At 34.6% G+C, this 26,279-nt stretch carries 19 protein-coding genes; 5 read left to right on the forward strand and 14 right to left on the reverse strand.

Features of this window, described 5'->3' with window-relative positions; translation table 11 throughout:
* From DNU06_RS13085 to DNU06_RS13120, 8 genes are all read right to left on the reverse strand, one after another.
* Positions 1 to 1,014, reverse strand: a complete 1,014-nt coding sequence (locus DNU06_RS13085) for a glycosyltransferase family 2 protein (RefSeq protein ID WP_199399029.1) — start codon at positions 1,012 to 1,014, stop codon at positions 1 to 3.
* A complete protein-coding gene (locus DNU06_RS13090) occupies positions 1,007 to 2,218 on the reverse strand; it encodes an O-antigen ligase family protein (protein WP_158526896.1) in 1,212 nt (403 codons plus the stop codon). Before DNU06_RS13090 ends, DNU06_RS13085 begins: the two co-directional genes overlap by 8 nt.
* Positions 2,219 to 2,230: 12 nt before the next feature.
* Positions 2,231 to 3,496 carry a lipopolysaccharide biosynthesis protein gene (locus DNU06_RS13095; RefSeq protein ID WP_111063937.1) on the reverse strand — a complete coding sequence of 422 codons (1,266 nt, stop codon included), beginning with the start codon at positions 3,494 to 3,496 and terminating at the stop codon, positions 2,231 to 2,233.
* Positions 3,489 to 4,856, reverse strand: coding sequence for a hypothetical protein (locus DNU06_RS13100; RefSeq protein ID WP_146239244.1), 1,368 nt, complete (start codon positions 4,854 to 4,856; stop codon positions 3,489 to 3,491). The genes DNU06_RS13095 and DNU06_RS13100 overlap by 8 nt, the downstream gene beginning before the upstream one ends.
* On the reverse strand, positions 4,843 to 5,961 hold the full coding sequence (locus DNU06_RS13105; protein ID WP_233503031.1) for a hypothetical protein: 1,119 nt from the start codon (positions 5,959 to 5,961) through the stop codon (positions 4,843 to 4,845). The genes DNU06_RS13100 and DNU06_RS13105 overlap by 14 nt, the downstream gene beginning before the upstream one ends.
* A 126-nt stretch (positions 5,962 to 6,087) precedes the next feature.
* Positions 6,088 to 7,629 (reverse strand): ribonuclease Y, encoded by a 1,542-nt coding sequence (gene rny / locus DNU06_RS13110; protein ID WP_111063972.1) that lies wholly within the window; start codon positions 7,627 to 7,629, stop codon positions 6,088 to 6,090.
* Positions 7,630 to 7,690: 61 nt separating this feature from the next.
* Positions 7,691 to 7,975 carry a cell division protein ZapA gene (locus DNU06_RS13115; RefSeq protein ID WP_111063940.1) on the reverse strand — a complete coding sequence of 95 codons (285 nt, stop codon included), beginning with the start codon at positions 7,973 to 7,975 and terminating at the stop codon, positions 7,691 to 7,693.
* 3 nt (positions 7,976 to 7,978) lie between these two features.
* On the reverse strand, positions 7,979 to 8,284 hold the full coding sequence (locus tag DNU06_RS13120; RefSeq protein WP_111063941.1) for a hypothetical protein: 306 nt from the start codon (positions 8,282 to 8,284) through the stop codon (positions 7,979 to 7,981).
* A 166-nt stretch (positions 8,285 to 8,450) separates the two neighbouring features.
* On the opposite strand from DNU06_RS13120, the gene DNU06_RS13125 reads away from it, so the two are divergent.
* The 4 genes from DNU06_RS13125 (at position 8,451) to DNU06_RS13140 (ending at position 13,640) form a co-directional block, all read left to right on the forward strand.
* Positions 8,451 to 10,208 (forward strand): M23 family metallopeptidase, encoded by a 1,758-nt coding sequence (locus DNU06_RS13125; protein WP_158526897.1) that lies wholly within the window; start codon positions 8,451 to 8,453, stop codon positions 10,206 to 10,208.
* A gap of 66 nt (positions 10,209 to 10,274) precedes the next feature.
* Positions 10,275 to 11,363: a tetratricopeptide repeat protein gene (locus DNU06_RS13130; RefSeq protein ID WP_111063943.1), complete on the forward strand. Its 1,089-nt coding sequence runs from the start codon at positions 10,275 to 10,277 to the stop codon at positions 11,361 to 11,363.
* Between the two features lie 6 nt (positions 11,364 to 11,369).
* Positions 11,370 to 13,439 carry an OmpA family protein gene (locus tag DNU06_RS13135; RefSeq protein WP_111063944.1) on the forward strand — a complete coding sequence of 690 codons (2,070 nt, stop codon included), beginning with the start codon at positions 11,370 to 11,372 and terminating at the stop codon, positions 13,437 to 13,439.
* A gap of 15 nt (positions 13,440 to 13,454) precedes the next feature.
* On the forward strand, positions 13,455 to 13,640 hold the full coding sequence (locus tag DNU06_RS13140; RefSeq protein ID WP_111063945.1) for a hypothetical protein: 186 nt from the start codon (positions 13,455 to 13,457) through the stop codon (positions 13,638 to 13,640).
* 156 nt (positions 13,641 to 13,796) lie between these two features.
* On the opposite strand, the gene DNU06_RS13145 is transcribed toward DNU06_RS13140, so the two are convergent.
* Both DNU06_RS13145 and DNU06_RS13150 read right to left on the reverse strand, forming a co-directional pair.
* Positions 13,797 to 17,189: a PKD domain-containing protein gene (locus DNU06_RS13145; RefSeq protein ID WP_111063946.1), complete on the reverse strand. Its 3,393-nt coding sequence runs from the start codon at positions 17,187 to 17,189 to the stop codon at positions 13,797 to 13,799.
* Positions 17,186 to 19,312: a thioredoxin domain-containing protein gene (locus DNU06_RS13150; RefSeq protein ID WP_233503033.1), complete on the reverse strand. Its 2,127-nt coding sequence runs from the start codon at positions 19,310 to 19,312 to the stop codon at positions 17,186 to 17,188. Before DNU06_RS13150 ends, DNU06_RS13145 begins: the two co-directional genes overlap by 4 nt.
* Before the next feature lie 61 nt (positions 19,313 to 19,373).
* Here DNU06_RS13150 and DNU06_RS13155 point away from each other — a divergent pair, with 61 nt between their 5' ends.
* Complete coding sequence (locus DNU06_RS13155) at positions 19,374 to 22,355, forward strand: M1 family metallopeptidase (RefSeq protein ID WP_146239245.1); 2,982 nt, start codon at positions 19,374 to 19,376, stop codon at positions 22,353 to 22,355.
* Between the two features lie 9 nt (positions 22,356 to 22,364).
* Here the strand turns inward: DNU06_RS13155 and DNU06_RS13160 are convergent, their stop codons facing one another.
* The 4 genes from DNU06_RS13160 to egtB form a co-directional block, all read right to left on the reverse strand.
* Positions 22,365 to 23,360: a DUF547 domain-containing protein gene (locus DNU06_RS13160; RefSeq protein WP_111063948.1), complete on the reverse strand. Its 996-nt coding sequence runs from the start codon at positions 23,358 to 23,360 to the stop codon at positions 22,365 to 22,367.
* 125 nt (positions 23,361 to 23,485) lie between these two features.
* Positions 23,486 to 24,163, reverse strand: coding sequence for an aspartate/glutamate racemase family protein (locus DNU06_RS13165; RefSeq protein WP_111063949.1), 678 nt, complete (start codon positions 24,161 to 24,163; stop codon positions 23,486 to 23,488).
* A complete protein-coding gene (locus DNU06_RS13170) occupies positions 24,160 to 25,104 on the reverse strand; it encodes an L-histidine N(alpha)-methyltransferase (RefSeq protein ID WP_111063950.1) in 945 nt (314 codons plus the stop codon). The genes DNU06_RS13165 and DNU06_RS13170 overlap by 4 nt, the downstream gene beginning before the upstream one ends.
* Before the next feature lie 4 nt (positions 25,105 to 25,108).
* A complete protein-coding gene (egtB, locus tag DNU06_RS13175) occupies positions 25,109 to 26,251 on the reverse strand; it encodes an ergothioneine biosynthesis protein EgtB (protein WP_111063951.1) in 1,143 nt (380 codons plus the stop codon).
* Between the last annotated feature and the right edge of the window lie 28 nt (positions 26,252 to 26,279).

Raw genomic sequence — 26,279 nt, forward strand, 5'->3', positions numbered from 1 at the left:
TTAGCCTCTAGAAGTTGTCTTGCTTTTTTGAGAAGGTTTTTTTCCAATAAAGATAAAATCATAAATACCTTTTAGGTAACCACTTCCATAACTAAAATGCAGAATAGGGAAAACCGAACTAATTTTTAGCCCTTCCGTAAAGTGGTCACTCACTTTTTGTCCAAAGTATAATGCTAAGGCTGCATACATAGAAACACCAAGTAGCATAATCCACCAAAACAAAGGAACCAAGAGGGAAATAAAAACACCAAACAATAAGCCCAAGACAAATAGCATAGGCACTAATTGACGAACAGTAGTGATAGTACCATGCTTTTTATTGACATAAACTTTCCAATATCCATACTGATAATATTGCTTAAATAATTTCTTAATAGAACCACGCACGTAATAGTAAGAAGTAATGTCGGGATTAAAAAAAATCTTATAACCCGCTTTATTTACTTTATAATTGTATTCGTCGTCTTGATTTCTAACCAAATCTTCATCAAACTTGCCAATTTCATAATGCACCTTTTTATAATATGCTCCAAAAGCAACAGTATCCACATAACCGGTCTTACCGCCCGTTCTAAAAGTAGCATTACCTACGCCAAAAACAGACCCCATAGCTTTAGATATGATAGCGCCTGTCTCGTTTTCAAAAATATTAACTATTTTTCCTCCTGCACAACCTACTGATTTATCCTTTTGCAAGGCCTCCACATTTAACTTTACAAAACTCTCCTCTAAATAAGCATGGCCGCCTAAAATGATAAAAATATCACCTTCGGCTGCATCTACCCCAATATTTAATGCATCTGGAGTAAATTTATTTGGGTTATCTATTAATTTAACCAGGGCATGGTCATACTTTTTAATTAAATCTCTTGTTCCATCATCACTGAATCCATCCACTACTAATACCTCTATTTCGCCAGTATAATTTTGACTTAAAATAGAATCAATATTTTTCGCTATATACTTTACTTCATTCCTGCATGGAATGATGATGCTAACTTTTGGCTTATTCAAATTCAGTATTTTTATTGGTGAATAAAATATTTTGATTAGTCAATGACAAAAATAAGCCGAAAAATATAGTTCCTGCTTGATTTTCTAGAATAGATTCCGGCAACATAAAAACAATACTGATAATCAAAAAGCTGAATAAATAATAATTATGCATTTTTAGTCCCATCCCTATACCAAATATAAAAATGGACAGGAATAATAGAAGCCCTAGGAGACCGAGTGCAATAGTCGTTTGCAGGAATTGATTATGGGCATTTAATTGTTTGTCATAGGCGGAAAGATTGCCATCCACTAAGTATTGATCTCTTAGCACACTTTTAACATCCCCAGTGCCATAACCAATAATTGGCTTCTCTTGAATAAGTGCCATACTACTATTCCAAATTTTAATACGAATACCAGTAGACCCCTTGCTAAAATTCCCACTTTTCGCAGATAACCCTTTACTAAACTCCACTACCCTTTGTTGTATATACAGGGAGTTGTGATACGCGGCAAAAAAAACCACTATCAAAGCAGAAAAACCTATGATGATAATCCCAATTTTTTTTCTTTGAATGGCAAACAAAATAATAAAAAGCAACACTATAAAAGTAGCAACCACAATACCAATTTTGGAAAGGATTAAGATGTTAAATACAAAGAAATAACAAACAAGGGCTACTGCTATTTTTTTATTTAAACTAGATTTAATTCTACCTTGATATAAAACTATCAACAGGAAAGCAAGCCCTATTACAAAATAAAATGAAAGGTAACTTGGGTGAATAATGGGCGATAAATACGCATAAAAAAACTTATTTACACTACCTGTATTGCTGTATTGCCAAGCTGCCTGCCCTAATAAAAAAAGACTACCAATAGTTAACCCCAAATAAAAGGCTTTCAAAATTAATTTCATTTCATTTTCACGATACTGAAAAAATGCCATTACCAAAGGGAATAAAAATAGCGACATTTTCACTTCTAAGTCAAAAACGCCTACCTTCAAATTATCGGTCCAAAAAAGGCCAAAAATCAACAAAACATAATAGGTAATAATTAAAACAATAGGCCATTTAAATTGAGGCTTCCGCTTAAATCGAATAATTAATACAATACTAGAGATAATCCACAAACCAATTATTGGTGCAATAAATTTGTGGTGAATGGGGATTAAAAAGGTAATCACCATTAATAAAAAAACGTTTATTTTTTGAAGCATGGACATCTTAAATTACTCTTTTTTTAGCTTAAACCAAGGCATGGGATAATAAAGATTACTGATATACCAGGTTACTATAAATTGCACGAAAAAGGAGAGTGCCGAAGCATAGGCTGAACCAACCAACCCAAACTGTTTAATGAAAACGATATTCAGGCCAATATTCAACACTGCTATTCCTAGGGTAACGATAGAGATGATTTTAGTTCTCTCGGCAAAAAACAAGTAGTTTACCATCATTTTATACATCCCATTAAAAGCAAAACCAAGTCCGACAATAGCTACTAGTGACATGCCCGATTTAAATTCACTTCCAATAAATAGGTACAAGATTGGCGCCACTAACCATAAAATAAAGACCAATACCATCATGGCAGCCATATAAAGGTAGGTGATTTTCACTAATTTTCTATCTTCATCCTTAGACCTTAATGCGAGCTTTTTAAACAACCAAGGTACCCATGCTTGATTAAAGGAATTTTGCAACAAACTAATCACCATACCCAAAGTAAAGGCGACACTATACAAACCATTTTCTTCTATCCCTATCATTTTGGTAATTACAATTTTATCAGAATAAAAAATTATAACACCACTAATAGAATGTGGAATTAAAGGTAAACCATAAGTTAAAAACTGCTTTCGATACTTTTTGGTGATTTTGGCTTTAAATACGCCCATTTTTACCAAATAAAACAAAGCAAACAAACTACAGGCAAAAACACCTATACAAAGTCCAATAAACCTACCTTGCCAGTTATATTCTAAACCAACGACTAAACTGACGGAAATAGTTACTTCAATTAAAGTTTTTGAAATGCGTAAAATGCCATAATGAAATGGTTTTTCCTCCATCCGCCATAACGTCAACAGACCTTCCAACACCACATTTAACAGCGCATAAATGGAAATGAATCGAATGATATAAATAGGTATAGCGGTAAATTGATAGATGAAATCAGCTAAGAAAAAATACAAAAGACTAACCAGTAAGAAACTGAAAAATATCACTTTCAACCCTGTTTTAAAATACCCATTTACATCAAAGTTTTCATTGACAAAATGACGCGAAAATGCCGCAGCAAAGTTTATCCCGATAAGCGTTACAGTAATGGTAATTAAAGATTCAATATTCGTTAAAATACCATAATCTGTTGGGGATAAATAATTAGTTAAAATAGGCAACATTAAAAAAGGAATTCCTTGATTAATGAGGTTCACCATAGTATAGGAACCAATTGAAAATACTAATTTATTTTTTCTTAACTTCTTAAGCATAATGGTTACTTAAAAAGTTTTTAATATTCTTTTTATACTGTACAGCAATCACATCTTGATTCGATTCTGCAACCACATCAGGGGCGATTAATTCGTGGTCTTTCATTAGCGCTACAAATTGCGACACATCCTTGCAATACATGGAAGCCTTCCCTTCTTTTAAGATTTCGCCAAAAATAGCTTTTGCTTTTCCATCAATATCCACCAATATATTTTGAACTCCAAGCGCAGGTGCTTCTAGTGCGCAAGTAGAGTAAATAGTCATGTGGTAATCGCATTGTTGTATTAATTCATACACATTCAAATCTGTAATAAAAATTACATTGCTTGGTATTGAATACTTTTCCGTATAAAAATCTGGTCGTCTCCTTCTGGTTTTTAAATAAAAAACATAATCAGGACAAAGGGTAGCGCAAGCAATTATAAAATCCATCAGCTTATCGCCTACTGGTAATTCTTGTAAGGAAACCGCAATTTTATACTTTTTATTATTCGCATTTGGCAAGTCAATTTTAGCGACATGGCTGTTCATATAATCTAAATAGAAACTACCAACTGGTATAACATTTTCAAGTGAAATACCTTTATTATCACCACCAAAAACAGCCTTTTCTTTCTGTCCTAGCGTGAGCAGACTATCTACAAAATAATCCCTATCAAACTGTGCATAGACATTATAACCAAAATGTTCTTTTAATATAACTCCATGCTGCACCTCCACCACTTTAACACCTTTTTCTTTCAATGCCTTAATGTAACCATAAGCTGTGTAAGATGGCGCTATAAAAACGACTTTAGGCTTTTTAAACAACAACATTAGTTTCATGACCTTATATTGGGTGATCATTTTTTTTATTGCATAACCAAAATCCATTTCTACATTATATTCCTGTTTTAATTTATTCAAAATATCGAAGTCATTTTTTTTCGATCTAACAAATAAACCAAAGCACTTTTCTAAAATGATAAGCGGAGATTTAGAGACTACGTATTTAGAAAACAGTTTTTTTCTTGGAATAACATGGTCGGTAGACAACTCAATAAACAACGACTTTTTAAATTGGGTAGCGATAAAATCAAAATGACGGTCATAATATTTCCCCTCTATTTCTACCCGATTAATGCTCGAGCCAATAAACCAGGCATCATAATTTTTAAACCAATTCCAGAAACCATAGAAAAAGGTTTTTAATATAAAGCGATAGGTAGCTGACCCAATCTTCAAGGTAGACTCCTCGCCTTCAAAAAGTTTACTGTAAAAACGGTTTCTAATTTCTAGCCAAAGCTGTAAACCTTTATATCGAATATCTTCAACAGCGTTATTGGTTTCGATATGTTTTACCAATTCATGGTTCTTCATTATTCCTTTTGTAAAAAAATACAAGGTAATAAAATATAAAATCGTAAAAGGAAGCGCCCCAGAAAATTAAATATTGTCCCATTGCCAAAAACATAATGGAAAGTACAAAAACGTAATTTTGCTTATTAATGTAAACACAAAATAAGCCGACAAAGAAAACAAATATTAATAAGCCATAAGAAGTCAGGAATTCAATGTATGAATTGTGTGCATGATAAGAATTAATCATGTATTTTTTCCCCATATTCCCAAAGAGTAAATGCTCTTTACTGAAATTTAAAAAAGTATTCCAAATTTCATTCCTACCCGACATATCAATTTTATCAATTCCCATTTCATGGGTAAAATCAAATGTTTCGGCTGGAACGGCATTACTTCTTTCGCTCACTTTACTATCTATTCGCGTATGGGTCACTTGAATATTATTTCTAGTAAATTGATTTTTACTCCAAATTGGGTTAATAGCAAATACAAGGACTAGTACTGTTATTGGAATAAAATGTTTTACTTTAAAGTTCTTTTGGATAAAAACAGCATCAAATAATTTCAATAAATAATAAAAAAGAATTACGATTAATGCTATTCTACCAAAAGTAAAAACAGATCCTACAAGAAAAATTACTTCAAAAATGACCTTTTTCTTAAAAGGCATACTTAATGCACCTAGTAAAATAAGTCCAATCACATATTTTAAGGAAAGTCCAGAAGAGTTTTCACTCAATCCGAATACACGGGTAAAGTAGAGTAAATCGTATCCTTCAAATTCTCGGTATAAGTTTAAGCTGGTAAAAAAGGTAGTAACACCTGCTCCATATTGAAACAGGGACACTAACATTTCGATACTAATAAAGTAAAATATAAAAGTGAAAATTTGCGTTCTTTTATGGATAGTTTTTGCAACAATAAAAGTCAGCGGAAACAAATAGGAAAAGCTGTAAACATCTCGTATAGACAGCCAGTTGGGATAATCTACCAGTCTTAAAACAAAGCTAAGAAAAGCAATAATTATTAAAATAAAAAAAGGCTTACTACTAATTCTTCCTTTTTTTATTTCTTGTATAAAATGCTTTAAAAAGCTTAGGTTTAACTGTAAACAGTAGGCCATTAAGACCAGGTATAATTCAAGAGGGACAAAGGCACATGTTGGCAGATAAATCATTAATGCCAGCACAAAATTATTTAACATACGCTTGTCCAACTTCATTTAACTATCCTCATTTACTATTCAACTTTACTTCGCGTAATGCACAGCACGTCTTTCTCTAATCACTGTTACTTTTACTTGACCTGGATAAGTCATTTCATTCTGAATTTTTTGAGAGATGATAAAAGACAATTCATCTGCTTGTTGATCCGTCACCTTTTCACTTTCCACCAATACACGCAACTCTCTACCTGCTTGAATAGCGAAAGACTTCGTTACACCGTCAAACCCTAAAGCCAATGTCTCCAACTCTTTAATTCTTTTAATATAAGATTCTGCAATTTCTCTCCTTGCACCTGGTCTTGCGCCTGAAACGGCATCACAAACCTGAACAATTGGAGAAATTAAAGTCGTCATTTCAATTTCGTCGTGGTGAGCACCAATTGCATTACAAACATCTGGTTTCTCTCCATATTTTTCAGCCAATTTCATCCCCAATAAAGCATGCGGCAATTCTGGCTCATCTTCAGGAACTTTACCAATATCGTGTAACAAACCAGCTCTTTTTGCCATCTTCACATTCAACCCTAGCTCTGCAGCCATAATTGCACATAAATTAGCTACTTCCCTACTGTGTTGTAATAAATTTTGACCGTAGGAAGACCTGTATTTCATTCTACCTACCATTCGCATCAATTCTGGATGTAAACCATGAATTCCTAAATCAATACAAGTTCTTCTACCAGTTTCTATAATCTCTTCTTCTAATGATTTTCTTGTTTTTGCGACTACATCTTCAATTCTTGCTGGGTGAATTCTACCATCTGAAACCAATTGGTGCAGTGCCAATCTAGCAACCTCTCTTCTTACCGAATCAAAACAAGATAATATAATTGCTTCTGGTGTATCATCTACAATAATTTCAACTCCTGTTGCCGCTTCCAGCGCTCTAATATTTCTACCTTCTCTACCAATAATTCTACCTTTTAATTCGTCAGAATCAATATTAAAGACAGACACAGAATTCTCGATAGCTTGTTCCGTGGCAACTCTCTGAATAGATTGAACTACTATTTTTTTAGCTTCTCTAGTTGCATTAATCTTCGCCTCTTCCACAATATTTTTAATAGAAGCCATGGCATCTGTTCTTGCCTCATCTATTAATGCTTGTTTTACTTCTACTTTAGCTTCTTCTGGAGAAAGACCAGAAATTTTTGACAATTCAGCTACTTGCTTTTGGTGTAACTTCTCTACTTCGTTACGTTTCCCTTTTGCCGCTGCTATTTCGGATTCCACTTGCGCCTTAAGTTTGTCTAAATCTTTTTCTTTTCGATTTACTTCTCCGGCCTTTTGATTGAATGTTTTTTCCTTGTGTCGCATTCTATCTTCAACACTTTGGATTTTTTGTTCTCTAGATCTTACTTCATTTTCATGGTTTGACTTAAGGGCTAAAAACTTTTCTTTGGCTTGTAAGATTTTATCCTTTTTTAAGGCCTCTCCCTCATTTTCTGCTTCTTTTAAAAGTGAAGCTGTTTTATTTTTCAATGCGGTACGCTGAAAAATAAAGGCAATAACGGCGCCTATTAAAATACCTATACTTAATCCTACGATTATACTTGTTGTTTCCATATAATAAATTTTGGTCCAATTGAACATTTGTCAACTGAAGATTTTTAATGCGCAATTACGTTTATAACTGCGTGTTTATTTTTTCCAAAATTCGATTCAGATCTTCTTCAAAAGAAGGATCAATGGAGGCACTAGGGGCTGTTGAACCATTAGCTTGAACTGCAAACTGCAAAGTAGTCATGGCCAAAAGATCTTGCATGTCTTTAACCGCGTAATTACCTTGTAATTTTTTAATATTTGTATTTATCTTTTCAGCAGCTTGCATAATAGCTCCTTCTTCCTCTTTCTTAATAGTAAGAGGATAAGTTCTACCTGCAATGATAACTTTTAAAGATACTTTTTCCATTGTCTATTTATTGAGTAAAGAAATACAACTGTTTATTTCTTTGACCAAATCATTAATCTTTTGATTATATGCTGATTTATCAAATACACTGGGTGCTGAGTTATTCGCCTTCGACTGAATTTCAGCTTTCAAACGAACTTTTTCTGCTTCTAGCCCATTTATTTCAGACCTTAATTTAACATTGTCTGCATTTAATAAATCAATTCTTTCTTCCTGATTTTTAACCAATAGAGATAATGAAGAAATCTTATCTAAAAGTAAATCTACACCTATTTCTATTTTTGCTAAATTGGGATTTGAACTTGACATCAATCTAAATCAAATTTTAAGAGACAAAAATACAATTTGCAAAATCATTATCAAAGTAAACCGTCAGGAATTATTAAAAACATTTTTTTAAAAATTAAATCCTTTTTACACAATTCTCGCCGTTAAAGGCGTTATTTTTGCAATGGCTTTAAAACAAGTATTATTCATGAATAAATTCAACCTTCTTTTCTCCTTCCTTATCTTCAGTTTTATTGGCATGGCACAGGTCAAAAAAAACATAGATTACAACATGGATTTAGGCATACCAATTAAATTAGATATTGCTTTGGCTGGCAACTTTTGCGAGTTAAGACCTAACCACTTTCATACAGGGATTGACATTAAAACCAATAATACGGAAGGCTACAGATTATACGCGATTGAAGATGGATTTATTTCAAGAATTAGAATCTCACCTTGGGGCTATGGAAAAGCCATATATATCCAATACAATAATGGTTTAACGAGTGTATTTGCGCATTGTAGCGACTTCCCTCCTTTACTCGACTCTTTAGTATATACCCTACAACTTAAAAATGAGTCGGCTATTATTGATGAAAACATAATTGGTTTAAAAATTCCAGTAAAAAAAGGAGAAGTAGTAGCATACTCAGGAAACTCTGGCAGCTCTTCGGCACCACATTTACATTTTGAAATTAGAGAAACGGCCACAGAACACGCCATTAACCCCTTACTATTTAAGGTATATAAAAACATAGTTAAAGACAGTAAGTCACCTGAAATTCGTGGTCTTAAAATTTATGCAATCACACCAAAAGGTTACATGATCCCTTTTAAGTCGACCTACTACCCCACACAAAAAAAGGACGGCAATTACGTGATCAATAACGACAAACCAATTGAGATTAATGCTTTACTATTAAAAGACAGCAAAATTGCTTTTGGCATCAACACCATTGATAAATTAGATGCTGCTTATAACATCTGCGGCATACACAGCAGTCGATTATTTAAAGGCAAGCAATTAATTCATCACCAAGAAATAAACTACATGGATTTCAATTTTAACCGCTTTATCAACTCCCACACCGATTACTTTGCCTACAAAAACGAAAAAAAACACATCCACAAACAATTTACAACCGTAATAAACCCTCTCCCTATATACCCATTGAATGGCGGGAAAATTCAAACCGATTCTATAGCGGGAAATTACAAAATCCAAGTCATGGATATCCACCAGAACACAAGCTGGCTAACTTTTAGTATAAAAAAACCCACAGACACCTTAAAAACAAACCCGCTAAATAAAAAAGACTATTACTTTCCAGAATACACCAACTCCATTAGCATGGATGGCTTTGAGGCATTGATAGAAAAAAACAAATTTTATGAACCAGTACAAAAAATAACCCGAAAAACAGAGCGAGATAGTAATAGTTATTTTATCAGCGCTACTTACCAATTATTTGAATTTTTGACCCCAGTACAATCCGATATTAATATTAGAATTAAGATTCCTGAAAAATACCTTTCACTGCCAACAGAAAAGATGGGCATTGTACTATTAGACCATAAAAACAGGGTGTTTTTCAAAGGAGGTGTTATGGAAGACGGCTGGATAAATGCTGGCATTAGAAATTTTGGTAAATTCACTTTAGTTATCGACACGATTGCACCCAAAATAGCGCCAATAGACTTTAAAGAAAACCAAAACATAAGTAAGTATAGTACATTGGAGTTCTACCTTTCCGACAACATTTCAGGAGTAGCAAGCTACAAAGCATACCTCAATAACAAGTGGGTGCTTACTGAATACAATAAAAGAAACGGAAGATACATCATCCCATTAAACAAGAGAAGTAAAATACATTTAGTAAAGGGTAATAATGAATTATTGATCAAGGTAATTGACCGCAGAAAAAATGAAACCCACCAGAAATTCAACCTAATATTAAATTAAAAAACAATCTCCTTTTATTCTTAATAAAATTACATTAACTTCATAGCTTTACTTATAACTAGAAAGATGAAACACCTATTCATGTCACTTTTGCTATGCTTTAGCATGCAAGCTATAGCGCAAGAAACTTTAACAGAAGAAGAGATTAGATACCGAGACTCTATCATCAATATTAACGAATCCAGTCTTGCTACAGCAGTTTCTCAAAAAAACTACAATGAAGGTATAGCTGCTTTTAACGCAAAAAATTATCCTTTGGCCATTTCTAAATACAAGGCTGCAATTGAAGCTGACCAGAATTTTATAGCAGCTTATTTCAATTTAGCCCTTGCTGAAAACGAAGCCGAGAAACCAAAAGATGCGATTCAAACCCTTTCCGTTCTTTTAAAAATAGACCCTACTTATACAAAAGCATATTTCCAACGTGCCATAGCCAATCAAAAAAACAACAATTTTGCTGCAGCCGAAAACGATTATGAGTTGGCATTAAAAGCAGAACCTAACAACCCAAATGTCTATTATAATTATGGTACACTAATGTTTTTACAGAAAAACTATGACGCTGCTATAGTAAAGTTCAGTAAAACCATTCAATTAGAACCTAAAAATGCTTTTGCTTATAACGACAGAGGCTCCTGTAAAAGGATGAAAGGAGATTATTCCGCTGCGGTATCCGATTATGAAATGGCTGCAAAGATGAACGAAAACTTAGCTTTTGTCTTAAACAATATTGGTTCTACAAAAACCAAAATGAAAGATTATGAAGCTGCGTTAAAAGCTTTTAACAGAGCCATTAGTATTGACAATACATTTTACTTATCGTATAACAACCGAGGGGTATGTTTAATGGAAATGGGCAAAACGGTGGAAGCCATTAAAGATTTCGACAAATGTGTGCGCACCAACCCTTCTTATGCACCAGGCTATAGCAATAGAGCTGGAGCACAATTTAAGATGAAAGAATATTCAAAAGCCTTGGCAGATGCAAACTTAGCCATTCAATTAGACAAAGAATTTGCAGACGCCTATGTAAATAGAGGCATGGCCAAAGAAATGTTAAGAAACATGAATGGCGCATGTGAAGACTGGCACAAAGCGACTGAGCTAGGCTCCATCTTAGGAAAACACTACCAATCCACAAATTGTTCAAATTAATTTATTATGAAATTATTTTTCACCGCGTTAATCTGTATCGTTACAAGTTACACTTACGCTCAAAATGTAGCCTTTAAATCCAGTAACTTTAAAGAGCAAAAAGAAGAATTTAAAATCGCTCGCGAACAACTTGAGTTAGGCACCGTTTTATTTGACGAAGGCCAAGCATTGGTTTTTGCTACACAAAGTCCAGCATTAAAATTTGAATATGCCTTGACACATTTTGAAAAAGCATATGCTTTCAACCCTAAGAGCGCTGACCTAAACTATAAAATGGGCGTTTGTTACTTACACAGCACTGACAAAGAGAAAGGTTTAAATTATATCACAACTGCTTTTACATTAAATCGAGAAGTAGATCCATTCATTAATTACTATATGGGCTATGTAAATCACTTAAGAGAAAACTATGGTGAAGCATTAAAATATTACAACACTTTTGAGGCAGAATACAAAAAGGCAGATGATTTTGGAAAGTTTGTCAAAAAAAGAAAAAAGGAATGTGAAAACGCAATGTCCATTACCAAAAACCCGATTCGAGTATGGGTGGACAACGTGGACGAACTGAATACAACAGCAAATGATTTTGCCCCATCTATTACTATGGATGGAGAGGAATTAATCTATACCTCGAACCGAGCAAATGCGCATAAGCCTAATGAATTGGGGTTTTATGACAATGAAATTTATACCACTAGTTTTGAAAACGGAAAATGGACAAAACCTACTATAGCCAAAGGCGGAATCAACTCTGAAAAGGATGAAATATCTAACTGTTTGTCCTATAATGGTACTAAAATGCTAATCAGTAAAGTGAATGATAAAGGGGATTATGATATTTATGAATCTTTTCTTAAAGGCGATTCATGGTCAACTCCTGTCGGCATCTCTAGAAACATTAATTTAAAAAGTAATGACATGTACGCTTCTTATAGCGAGGGAGATGTTTACATCTATTACGCCAAAGCAAACCAAGGCGGGAATACTGGTTTTGACATCTATATTTCAGGTGTAATGAATCGCTCAGAAAGAAGGTATGGTACCCCAAATAAAGTAATGAACTCTAGTTCCCCATTTAATGAAGGCCCTATATATTTGCATCCAGATGGTAAAACCATGTATTTTGCTTCGGAAGGATTTAATTCCATTGGAGGTTATGATATTTTTATGTGTAAATATGAAAGTGGAAAATGGAGTGACCCAATCAATATGGGATTTCCAATAAACACGCCTTATGACGACCTTTTCTTTTCTGCATCTGCCAATGGTAAATATGCATACATCACCTCTAATAGAGCCGGTGGTAAGGGAGGAAACGACATCTATCGCGTCACCTTTTGGGGAGAAGAAAAAATACCCGCTTTTAGTGTAGAAGACTACCTACTAGCCTCTATAACCCAACCAATCAATGATCCGCAACTGGCTAGCGCTGTTAAAGTATCAGAAACCATAAATTTAACCGTTTTTAAAGGGAAAACCATTGATGACTTATCCAAAAAAGCGGTAGAAGCAGAAATTGAAATTACCGATAATTCAACTGGCAAAATCATAGAAACCTTTACGACTAATAGTGCCACAGGAAAATTTTTAATCTCCTTGAATTCTGGTAAAAATTACGGAATAGCAGTAAAAGCTGACGGTTTTATGTTTCATTCTGAAAACTTCGATATCCCTTCTGGTAGCGCCTATAATTTAGTCAACAAAACCATTGAGCTAAAAAATGTAAAAATTGGCAACACCGTAACACTAAGAAACATATTCTTTGATGTTGGTCAGTCCACCTTAAGAGCGGAATCGAACAGTGAGCTTAATCGATTATTAAAGTTAATGAATGATGTGCCAAAATTAAAGATTGAGATCTCTGGTCACACAGACAACACAGGTTCTGCAACGCTCAACAATAAACTTTCACAAGCAAGAGCAGAATCCGTAGTAAAATACTTAGTTAAAAATGGAATTCCACTTTCTAGACTAGAAGCTAAAGGATATGGTTCTTCCAACCCTATTGCTTCCAATAAGAATGAAAATGGCAGACAGGAAAACAGAAGAACAGAGTTTAAAATTATTGGTAACTAGAATAATAAATAAAGTATGAGATCGAGTGCTACCGTTAAAATATTCATAGTTTTCCTCATTTTATTAGTCGGATGGTTCTTCATTCGAGTTGCCCGACTTTTATTCCCTATATTACTTATTGCAATTGTAATAGGATTGATATGGGATTGGGCTTACCCGAAAAAAGGGAGTGATGAATTCGACGATTACGAAGAGCTATAAAAACTCACCTACACCCTAAGAAAGGAATAGCAAACTATTATATACGCATGTAAAAAACTCTTCCTCCTATTTATTGTAGGAGGCAATAAAAGCATTAAACAAAATCCTATCTCTTTTCTTTCCCTCTATAAATAGCTAAAGAAAGAAGGCAATGTTTTACCTCAATACAGTAACATGCCCTTCTGCTATTGTTTTTTTATCCGATACTAATTCTCCGAACTGTACTCTCCACACATAAACACCTTGCTTTACCATTTCGCCTTGGTACCTTCCGTCCCATCCTTGACTCGCATCAAAAGATTCGAAAACTACCTCACCGTACCTATTGAAAAGTAACATATGAAACACATAAGGATTATAGCCTGATACAAAAACAGGTTGGAAATTTGAATTTGCACTACCAATATCCGCTGGTGTAAATGAATTTGGAATATAAAACAATAGCTCATCCCTTACTTCAATAGAAGCAAATGTAGCATTATCACAATATGGATTTGAAGCGGTTAGTGTAACCTGATACAGTTTCGGTGACAAATAGATATGTGTTGGATTTACGTCTACTGCACTAGCACCATCTCCAAACTGCCAAAAATAATTACTCCCACCAGTAGATAAATTCTGAAATTCAACCACCTCATCCTTAAGTGGACTAGTTGGTGAAAACACAAAATCAGCATCTGGTCTAGCTACTACAACGATACTGGTTGTATAAACCTCTTCGCAACCGCCACTATTTTTAACAGTTAAAGTAATAGTATAATTTCCTGGCTCATCATATTGGTGACTAGGCAAATAAAGATTACTATTTGAAAAATCACCAAAATCCCAATTTGACTCACTAATAGATGGTGCTGCAACATTGTGCGTAAAATTAATGGTTGTACCAACACAAATCGTATCATAATTTGGAAAGAGCAAACCTAAACTATTATAATAAGCTACTTCAATGGTATCTGCTATTGGACAGTTCCCTCTCGTTACTTGTACATAATACTTACCAGGTGCAGACACTAAAAAACTAGCATTTGCTGCGCCATTTTGCCATAAATAAGTCGAACTTGAATTTGTAGCTAAAAGCGATAGTGTTGCATTAGGACATAATGTGGTATCATTCCCCAGACTTACAATAGGCAAAGCAGTATAGCTTACAATAATCGCATCCGAAGCTTGACAACCATTAAACGTTACATCTACATCATAAGTTCCTGCAGTGGTCACGTTAAAATCTTGGTTAGTTGAATTATCTTGCCAAGCATAAGTTGCATTTGTCTCAAACACATCTAGCAATAAACTTTGGCCTTCACATAAAGTAGTATCATTCCCTAAATCAGGGGTAGGTAATTGCGTGTACGTTACATTTATAGTATCGTCTGCAGTACAAGCATTCACTGTTACTTCTACAAAATACTGCCCAGCTTGCACCACATTAAAAGTAGGGTTCGTTGAATTATCTTGCCATAAATAGGTGGCATTTGCTGTTGTAGCGTCCAACAATAAAGTTTGATTTTGACAGATATTTGTATCGTTCCCTAAGTCTACACTAACCTGTTGGTAAACGACGTTTATACTATCTCTTGCCACACATCCATTCAAAGTAGTCTCTAACCAATACCCCCCAGCACTCGCAACATTAAAAGTTGTATTTACACTTGCATCCTGCCATAAGTATGTAGCACCAACAACCGCATCACTCAAAACCAAATTGGCATTCTCACAAAGAATCGTGTCCGGACCTAAATTTACAATAGGTAGTGGATTTACAGTAACAACAATAGAGTCACGTTCTACACAAGCGCCTACAGTTAATTCCACCCAATACGTTCCTGTTGTAGTCACCGAAAAAGAAGGGTTTGTGGTATTATCTTGCCATAAATAGGAAGCACCAGGTGCAGTTCCATCTAACAATAACGTTTCCCCCTGACAAATGGTAGTATCATTTCCTAAATCAGTAGCTAAAGCCAAAGTTGACACGATAATGGTATCGCGAACCGTACAAACCCCATTACTAACCTCTACCCAATAAGTCCCTTGACCAGTAACATTAAAAGTTGGACCTGTGGAAGCGTTTTGCCATAAATAAGTAGCACCTGGAGTAGTAACATCCAGTAGTAAAGATTGCCCTTGACACAATAAAGTATCGTTTCCTAAATCTGCAGTTGGAATATTTACAGAACCTAAAGTAATATACCTAGTGCTATTATCCGGTATATGTAAATTCGCAATGCCACTTACGCTTACCATACCATTAGGATTATAATTAAAACCTAAACCACTAGCGGCATCATAAACTGTAGCATTTGAAAAATCACCATCATCATCTACCAGTAGACGCATACAATCAAATTCAAAATTGGCAGGAACAGCACAAGGGTCTAATTGAATATCGACATTAAAGGGTTGTGAGAAATTTGTCTTTGTTATCTTCCATTCTCGTTCTATTCTTGAAAATAAAATTGGCGCAACGGGAACCTCAGCATTAGCTGCAGCAGTTGCACAAGCCACCCCTTGATCACTTCCCATAGTAACAAAAGCATTATCCATATTTACTGCGCCGGTATTCCCAACATTTGTCGTGGCAATATTTGCCACATATAAGCGATAAGCATCATTAAAAGTATGGGACTGTTTTTGCAATAATCCTTGATTATCATCTCTCCCAATCCCTATTACATCATGGTGATAATTTGGGAACACAGAGGCATCCCAAATAATATCTCCAGCCGTAGATTGATAATCTCCTTGCGTTCCACCGCCAGTATTATCTAGTGTAACACCATATTTTACCGCTAAATAAGAATGAACTTTTGCCATTTCCACTGCTGTCAAGTCGGCATTATAAAAAATAAATTCATGCAAAAAGCCGTTATACTGAGGACCAGCACCAACGCCAGTACCAAAATACAGACCCGTTGGACCAGAAGCTTGAGATGCAGCACTGGTAGTAAACAGCAAAGACGACTGATACGCTTCCATAGTGGTTAAACCACTTCTATTTCCTTTATAAGATATTATAGTAGGGGTAAAACTTTCTGTCCAATTTCGGCATGCATTCACAGAATTAGTTGGTGCATTCCCAATGGCTAGTCTACCAGTAGCACCCAAATTTCTGAATTGAATAGCATCTGAAGTTGAACCACTTTCTTTATAAAGTACCATATGGTCATTTGTTGTGGTAGCTGGAAGATAGTATGCCGCAAAAAAAGTACCTTCATCACCTGTTGAGGAATTATCCAACAAGTCTAAATTAGACGTATTTTGCAAGGCTTTAAGTGTTGTCGCAGTATTGGCGTCAAATTCAATGGTAGTATTATAATTTGAAATATTCCCTGCTGGTGTGTTTGTTGCTTGTGGATAAGGAGTGGTTGCATCTGTTACAGATATTGCACCAGCACCAATTGGAAAAGTAGTGGTCCAACTGGTAACATTTCCTATTGCTAAACCATCCGGTTTAAACCAAGCGGTCAAATTTGCCGTTCCTATATTTCCTGGATTTTGAGCTAGCAACTGCACACTCAAAAAAAGGATAGCTGTTATAATTAATTTCTTCATTTAGTAGTCATTTGTTTTAAAGCATCTTCTACCATAGTTACTGGCATCTGACAGGACTTGTTTACACATACAAAAATAGTAGTTTCACCAATAAACTTTCCTTCTAACAGTGGCAAGTCTCCTTTAACCCCACCCATCATCAATTTATTAGGCAAATAGGTATGGTTAAACTGGTTCAATTTCTCTTTCCACCCTTTTCCTGTAACGGCTATTTCGTAATAAGGGAAGCTTATTTTTAAATGCAATCTTCCCCAATTAGAGTAACCAGATGGGTAAGACAACATATCTCCTTGAACATTACTTAACATTTGAATGGCTGTGTTTTTGTAGTTAGTACTATCCAACAATGTCCCCAAATCGAATAAAACATTCGCTATTTCAGAATTAGAAGCTGGAATAACATTATCATTCACTTCCATTTTCCTAGCAATTAAAGATTCACTTACATTAGAAGTAAAATAAAACATACCAGACTTTGGATCTTTAAAATGTTCGATTGTGTAAGCTACGAATTGATTTGCTTTATCCAACCATTTTTCCTCAAAAGTAAGTTCATATAGTTTGATAAATGCACTACTTGTGAAAGCATAATCATCCAAAAAACCTGCTATTTTACTGGTCTTATTTTTATGGGTATGCATTAAGCTGCCATCTGCTGCCACTAAGTTTTTAAGGAGCCAATTAGCATGTTCAATGGCCAAGCTTTCAAATTTAGGTTCATTAAATGCCATTGCCGCATCAGCAAGTCCGCTTATCATCAACCCATTCCAGCTCGTTAAAATTTTATCGTCTATGCCAGGTCTTATGCGATTTGCTCTTTCCTTTAACAACTTTTTATTAATGGCTTCCATTTTTTCGGCTAAAGCAACTTCCGATAAGCCTGTTTTTTTGATGGTATGCGCATCCCCCATTTCTCTTAATAGAATATATTTACCTTCCCATGCTCCTTTGGGATTTATATGGTAATAGGTTTTTACCAACTCATATTCCGTTTCATTTAAAACCGCTTTTAACGCTTCTTTTGACCAGGTATAAAACTTACCTTCTTCCCCTTCTGAATCCGCATCTAAAGCGGACATAAACCCGCCATTTTCAGCAGTCATTTCACGCTCCAACCATGCTATGGTTTGATAAACCACATGTTTGTATAATGGATTTTTTGTTCTTTGATAGGCTACACTATATAAAGAAATTAATTGGGCATTATCGTAAAGCATTTTTTCAAAATGAGGCACTTTCCAAATCGCATCAGTAGCGTATCGCGCAAAGCCACCTCCTACTTGATCATAAATTCCTCCCAAAGCCATTTTTTGCAGGGTTAAATCTACATAATCCAACAAGACCTCATCCTTGGTTAGCTGACCGTAGCTCATTAAAAAATTATAATTATTCGGAATAGGAAATTTTGGAGATCGATTTGGTCCTCCTTCTTTTTTATCGAAAGTCTCGCTCCATTTCTCTACCATTTCATGCAAAACAGCTTTTTCAATTGGACTATCTTCCACTGGTTTCTTAATTAATTCCGACTGTTGAATACCCTCAGTCAGATTAGTAGCATACTCTTCGAAACGACTTTTATCCTTGGTGTAAGTAGTACTTAAATTATTTAACAATTCTACCCAATTATCTTTAGGGTAATAAGTCCCCCCATATACTGGACGACCATCTGCTAAAGCGAAACAATTTAAAGGCCAGCCACCACTACCAGTCATAATTTGAACCGCATTCATGTAAATTTGATCTACATCAGGCCGCTCTTCTCGGTCTACTTTAACACATACAAATCGTTCATTCATCAAGGCTGCGACAGCAGAATCTTCAAAACTTTCATGCTCCATTACATGACACCAGTGACAAGAAGAGTAACCAATGCTGATTAAGACCAATTTATCTTCCTTTTTCGCTTTTTCAAATGCTGCATCCCCCCAAGGGTACCAATTTACAGGATTGTGCGCATGCTGTAAAAGATAAGGACTCGTTTCATTGATTAATAAATTCGTATGCGCAAATTGCTCCTCCATAACATCAGACTGTTGCTGTGTGTTTACACAACCTAAACATAACAATATCAAACTATAAAACGCTAATTGCTTTATCAATTTATTTTTACTTAAACCTTTCATACTTTTCACATCCTATATAATTTCAAATATACTTAACTTCGTATCCAAATCTACGGTTTCCATGCATAAATTATTATTTTTCACATTGCTTTTACTCATGTTTAAAGGCTTCAGTCAGAACTACTTTCAACAAGATGTTAATTTTAAAATAAATATCCGTTTAAATGATGTAAATAAAACACTTTCAGGTTTTGAAGAAGTTGAATATACAAACAACGCGAACGAAACCCTTGACTTTTTATATTTTCACATTTGGCCAAACGCCTATAAAAACAATGAAACAGCCTTAGCTAAACAGCTATACCGAATGAAAAACATGGCATTACAGTATGCCAATGAAAAGGCACGTGGCTATATGGATTCTCTGGATTTTAAAGTCAATAACGAACAAATTAAATGGGAATACGACCCTACACATATCGACATTGTAAAACTATATTTAAAAACACCATTAAAGCCAGGGGAAACAATCAGTATTAGCACCCCTTTTAAGGTCAAAATCCCTTCTGGAGACATATCACGACTTGGCTATGTTGGGGAATCCTTTCAAATTACGCAATGGTATCCAAAACCAGCAGTTTACGATCTAGAAGGATGGCATCAAATACCTTATTTAACACAAGGGGAGTTTTACGCTGAATTCGGAAGTTTTGATGTATCTATCACCTTACCAAAAAACTACGTTGTTGGTGCAACAGGTGACCTACAAACCGCTTCCGAATTAGATTTTTTAAATGATTTAGCTGCAAGAACAACACAAAAATTTGAAACAAATGGTTTTGGTAATCCAAAGAATAAAATTAGGAATTCCCCATTCCCTCCATCTGACTCTACTTATAAAACCATTCGATACACGCAAAACAATGTACATGATTTTGGCTGGTTTGCGGACAAAAGATTTGAAGTTTTAAAAGGAGAAGTGACCTTGCCACATTCCAAAAGAAAAGTGACTACCTGGGCCATGTTTGTGCCACATCATGCTAAACTATGGGAAGACGCCATATCCTACATCAATGATGGTACATTTTATTATTCCAAATGGAATGGCGATTACCAATACAATCAAGTTACTGCAGTAGATGGAACAATAAGTGCAGGTGGAGGTATGGAATACCCTAATGTAACAGTGATTGGAGATGCGAGTTCTAAAGAGCAATTAGAAGTAGTAATCGTACACGAAGTAGGGCACAATTGGTTTTATGGCATGCTAGGCTCCAATGAACGCGTACACCCATGGATGGACGAAGGCATGAACACCTTGAATGAATTGCGCTACATTGAAACAAAATATCCAAACAACACCCAACTATCTGACATGATGGGAGGTTTTGCAGATAAAATTCACTTAGAACATTTAAATCACCACGACATGAGCGACTTGACTTATGCGGCAACAGCAAGTGGTGGGATGGATCAACCCATAGAACTTGCCTCAGATGATTATTCCAGCATGAATTATGGCGGGATTGTATACAGTAAAACAGGTTTAGTTTTCACCTATTTAAAAGAATACCTTGGCGAAGAAGTATTTGACAGCGCCATGCAAGAATACTTTCGACGTTGGGTTTTTAAACACCCACAACCTAAAGACTTAAAAAACGCCCTAGAAGAGGTGTCGGGTAAAAATTTAAGCTGGCTTTTTGATGATATTATCCCTACCACAAAACAAATAGATTACAAAATATCAAAAGTAAAACAAGAAGATGATAAAACCATTGTTACCATTAAAAATGCTGGTCAAATCAACGGTCCAATCAAAGTAGAAGCATACACTTATGGCAAATTAAGAGCGAGCCAATGGCTAGAACCAGGTGACAAAAAAAGAAAAATAACTTTTGACGAAAAAGGCATAGATGCCGTAAAAATTGATGCTAATAAAAGAATACCCGAAGTAAATCGCAAAAATAATTATTGGCAACAAAAAGGACTTTTTGGAAAACTGGAACCCTTTGAATTAGAATTCTTAGCGGGAGACAATGAACCAGACAAAACTAAGATTTGGATCAGTCCAATGGGAGCATATAATATATACGACAACATTATGGTAGGGGTAGTACTGCACAATTACTCTTTGCCAAAAAACAAATTTGAATACATAGTTGCCCCCATGTATTCTTTTGGGAGAACCAATATTGCTGGCTACATGAGTCTACGCTATTCATTTGTACCTGCACAAAATTTTAAGATGATATCCATTGGCATAAGAGGTAAGAATTTTGGTTTTTCTGAAGAAGACAAATCCAGTAATTACATTGCCATTTCACCTTACATTGACTTCATCATAGGAAAACCTAAAAAACGAAGCAATTTGGCACAAAATCTAAAAATACAAGGAGTATATAACTTAGAAGACGGACAAGAATACAACATCATTACTGGTGGCTTCGCTAAATACGAATTAAACTACAAACAAAAGCTGCACCAATTTAAGTTTAAATTAAGAACCGACTACATAGCAGAAATGAAAGAAGACATCTCTGTAATGAATGCCTATGTGAATGGTTTTTATAAATTTAATTATTGGGAAAAGAAGCATAAACACATTAGCATTGGTCTTAATTTTTCGCAAAACATATTTTACAATGGTACAACAAGCGACAGATTCGGACTTGCATTAAGTGGTCAAAATGGTACGCAAGATGTATTTTACGAAAGCTATATGTTTGCCAGAAATGTTACTTCAGGTGTAGGTGTTCAAAGAAGAATAAACAACCAAGGAAGCTTCAACTCTGTAAGTGGTTTAACTACAAAAAATCAATTAATTACCGCTAATATTTATTTAGAAATACCTTACATTCCGCTTATTGGTGTGTTTTCTGATTTTGGAATGATTCCTGCTGCAAATGGAATGGAAACCTTTGCCCAAGCTGGTTTAGGCATTCAATTTTTAGACGGAGACATTGGGGTATTTATTCCATTATATGAAAACGCAGCCCTACTAAATTCCCATGGCATTAGTGTAGACAACGTATGGAAGAAGGTTAGGTTCACTTTAAATTTAACGAATATTACGCCTAATAAAGTAATGAGTAATCTATTTTAAATAAAAAAATTACTGCTCGTTTAGGTCCCAATTATATTCATTAAAGCTAATCTTTGCATTTTTTTGGATACTTATATTGGCGTATACATTAATAAAATCAACAATATTTCCATTTTCAAAATCGCTACCATACCAGTCAAATATTTTAGAAACTTCAATATTATCTACTTCAAGTTTATTCACTGCACTGTTAATAAATGAAGCCGTTTGTTTTTCTAATTGTCTGTTTAAAGATACAGCGGTAAATGCACTATTCATTAATTTAGGGCAGGATATAGCGGCACAATTAACAGCAAAATGAATTCTGGCATCTTTAAATACAGGACGAATTACCTTATTTTCAATATCATTTAATGTATAGGATTTTAAGCCAACTTGCACCACCTTTTGATCCCATGGCTTACCACCACTTAAATCAGTAATAGAAGACAAGGGATAGTTCTCACAAATTAAACGAACAGTTGCTGCATTGTATAAATTAATCCAATATGCCAAACGTTCATTCTTTGTCCACCCATTCTGAGAAGCAAAGCTTTCCAAATATTTCACATAAGCGGTTAAAACCTCGAAGTCCGATTTCATGCCAGTATAATTTACCTTACCAGCCGCAGAAACATGTTGTTGCAACAATGCGTTCCACTTGTCATGATTTGGTTTTAATTTTACAATTTCAGGTTTGGGCGCCACCACTTCTTCTATAGTTTCTTCTTCCGCACCTAAAGGGGCAATGTCTTTGGATGTTTTTTTTACTTGATCCAGTGCTGTTTTTTCATTTTTAGTTGGCTCAATTTCCTCCTCCATTTCATCACTTAATACTTTTACTTCATCCGCTAACGCCTCTGTTTGTACCAAGTCCTCTTCCACTGTTATTTCTTCAAACTCTATTTGCTCATTAACCCTCAACTTCTCTTCGTTCACTTGTTCCACAACGTTTTCCGAAGAATTACTTTCATTGCAACTAATTAAAAATATTGCGATAATTAAAATGAGATTAAATCGATACATAAGTTTATAAAATATAATTTTTGGTCGCAGGGAATATGATTTGCTTACAAATTTGATAAATGATTTCAATGGAACAAGGTAAAAAAGGATTTAAAATAAAATCAAAAAATATTTTAAGCTGCGCACTACGTCATAATTAAGGCATTATTAATTTGCAGGTCTACCATATCTACCACTTTATCAGAATTCATTTGTTTTGGAATCATAGACAATTCTGTACATGCAATTAATACTACTTTATCTTTCGAATATTTTTGAACCAATTGGTTAAACTCTGCAATAACTATAGCCGACATTTTATTTTCATAAACTTTTTTCCGAAGAGCATCCACCCTTTCTTGATCCGCTTTATTCGGCTTTAAAAACTGCACATTTTTACTTTCCAATTTTTTTTGAAAATAACTTGAATTCATAGTAAAGATGGTACCAAACAAAACCACTTCTTGTATGTTTTCATCTTGTAAAAAAGAGAGGGAAATATCAATTGGATGAATTATCTTGCTATAATAAGGCAGCTTCAATACCTCGACAGCTTCATGTAAAGTAATATTTGGCAGCAAAATACGATCCGTCCCTAGATCATTTAATGTATTCAAATAGGCTAACAAAACCGGATTTAATTTTTCAAAATTATTAGGCAGATAAGGATTGATTAAATTGAAATCTGCATTTAACATTAAAAATGGACAAGAACTATACCCTCCATTAATCCTTAAATACTTAGCATTAAGAGACTGAATATAAAATGTTGTAGATAAACTACCCAGTCCGAGTACTCCTAAATTTTTCGAGTCAATTTTCATTTGCGGACTAATAAATAATCTGCGAAATACCCTTTCGTATCCGTTAATTTTTCTTTCAATTTAAAATCTGTTTCTTTGATTATATTATTTAAAATAGCATCATTATATTTTCTAGAAATTTCGGTATGGATTTTTTCGCCAGCTTTAAAAGCAAAAACTTTTCCCATTGACTTAATAGTCACTACTTGGTGGATTTTACTGACCAAGAAACTCTTTGCAATCCCTTCCTCTTCCGTATATTCCGGTTGATGATCAAATTCATCTAAATTAAAATCTGCGCCTAATTCTTCATTAATTCTATCCAATAAATTTAAATTAAAAGCTTTCGTAATCCCTTGCTTGTCGTTATAAGCAGGCAATACTACTTCCTTAGGTTTTACTAAATCTACACCCAGTAACAATTTATCATCTGGCAATACATTTTTACCCAATTGATAAATAAAAGATTTTGCTTTATCATCCAGCATATTCCCAATATTGGAACCTAAAAATAATATAACTTTAGGTTTTTTAGTCTCTTTAATTCCAGCTAAGACTTCGAAATAATCTCCTTGCTTTGTTCTGACATCTAGGGTGGGTAAAACAATATGTAGTTTTTCCTTTAAACCAGCGAGCGCATTTGCAGAAATATCTACAGGTAAATAGCTAAAATTAAAACCTTGTGTTATCAATTCTTTTAATAATTCAATGGTCTTAACCCCATCACCAGCTCCCAATTCAATTAATTCAAAATGGCGCTCTTTATCCAAATTCAAAAGATGAATAAGTTCTTTTGTTTTTTGACTAAAAATCTCAAATTCCGCATTGGTTAAATAATACTCCGGCATACTCATTATTTCTTGAAATAATTTATCGCCTTTTTTGTTATAAAAGTATTTAGATGGTAAGGTTTTCGGTACGTTAGATAAACCTAATTGTATGTCTTTTTTAAATTGCTCCATGGATTTATTTTACAAGGCGAATCCCTGAGAATTGCCATTGATATTTAGGGTGAAAGAAGTTTCTATATGTTTTCCTACTGTGGTTGACCGCTGTTCCTAATGAAGCACCTTTAAGTACCATTTGACTAATCATGAATTTACCATTGTATTCGCCAACGGCACCGGCTGCTATTTTAAAATTTGGATAAGGTAAATAAGCAGAATTTGTCCATTCCCAACGCTGTCCCCAGTCTAAGGAATCGGCTACTACCTCCCATTCAAACTCAGTTGGTAAACGCATACCCTTCCAGGTAGCATATGCATTTGCTTCGTAATAGGACACGTGTGTCAAAACTGCTTTTGGATCCACTTTTTTTAGTCCAGCAAAAGTATAATATTGCCATTCTCCGTCAATTTTATGCCAGTATAAAGGGGCGTCAACTTGTTGTTCATTTACCCATGCCCATCCTTCGTCAAGCCAATAATTAAAATTCTTATATCCTCCAGCTTCGATAAAGTCGATAAAATCAGCATTGGTGACTAAAAAGTTAGCAATTTCAAAATCTTGGAGATACACTTTATGTCTCCCCAACTCATTGTCAAAACAAAAGTCTGGACCTTGGTGTCCAATTTCATATACGCCCTCCTTCGAATGAATCCAATTTGAATTCGCATTATAAACTTCCTCCAATTTAAATGTTTTATCATAAACAGGAAAAACAGGGTTATGACCAAAGGTAAACTTTAAATCGGTGAGTAATAGCTCTTGGTGTTGTTGTTCGTGATTAATGCCAATTTCGATCAATTTAATCAATTCATCCTCTTGGTTAGACCCCAATAAACTTTGGATTTCAGCATCCACATGTTTTCTATAGTTCATGACTTCGGAAACTCCGGGACGGGTAATATTTCCTCTGTTGGCCCTAAATGTTCTTTCGCCTATGGTATTGTAATAACTGTTGAACAAAAAACTGTATTGCGCATGAAAAGGTTTGTAATCACTTACAAACCTTTTCAATATCATTTCTTCAAAAAACCAAGTTGTATGTGCAATATGCCACTTGGGTGGACTTGCAAAATCGACAGGTTGAGGTATATAATCTTCAATGCGCAAAGGCGCACAAAGTGCTTCCGTTTTTTTTCTAGTCAGTATATATTTTTCTATCATGTATGCGAGTTTTATTTAAACAAGCTAA

Source organism: Putridiphycobacter roseus, assembly GCF_003234935.1.
Lineage (GTDB): Bacteria > Bacteroidota > Bacteroidia > Flavobacteriales_D > Crocinitomicaceae > Putridiphycobacter > Putridiphycobacter roseus.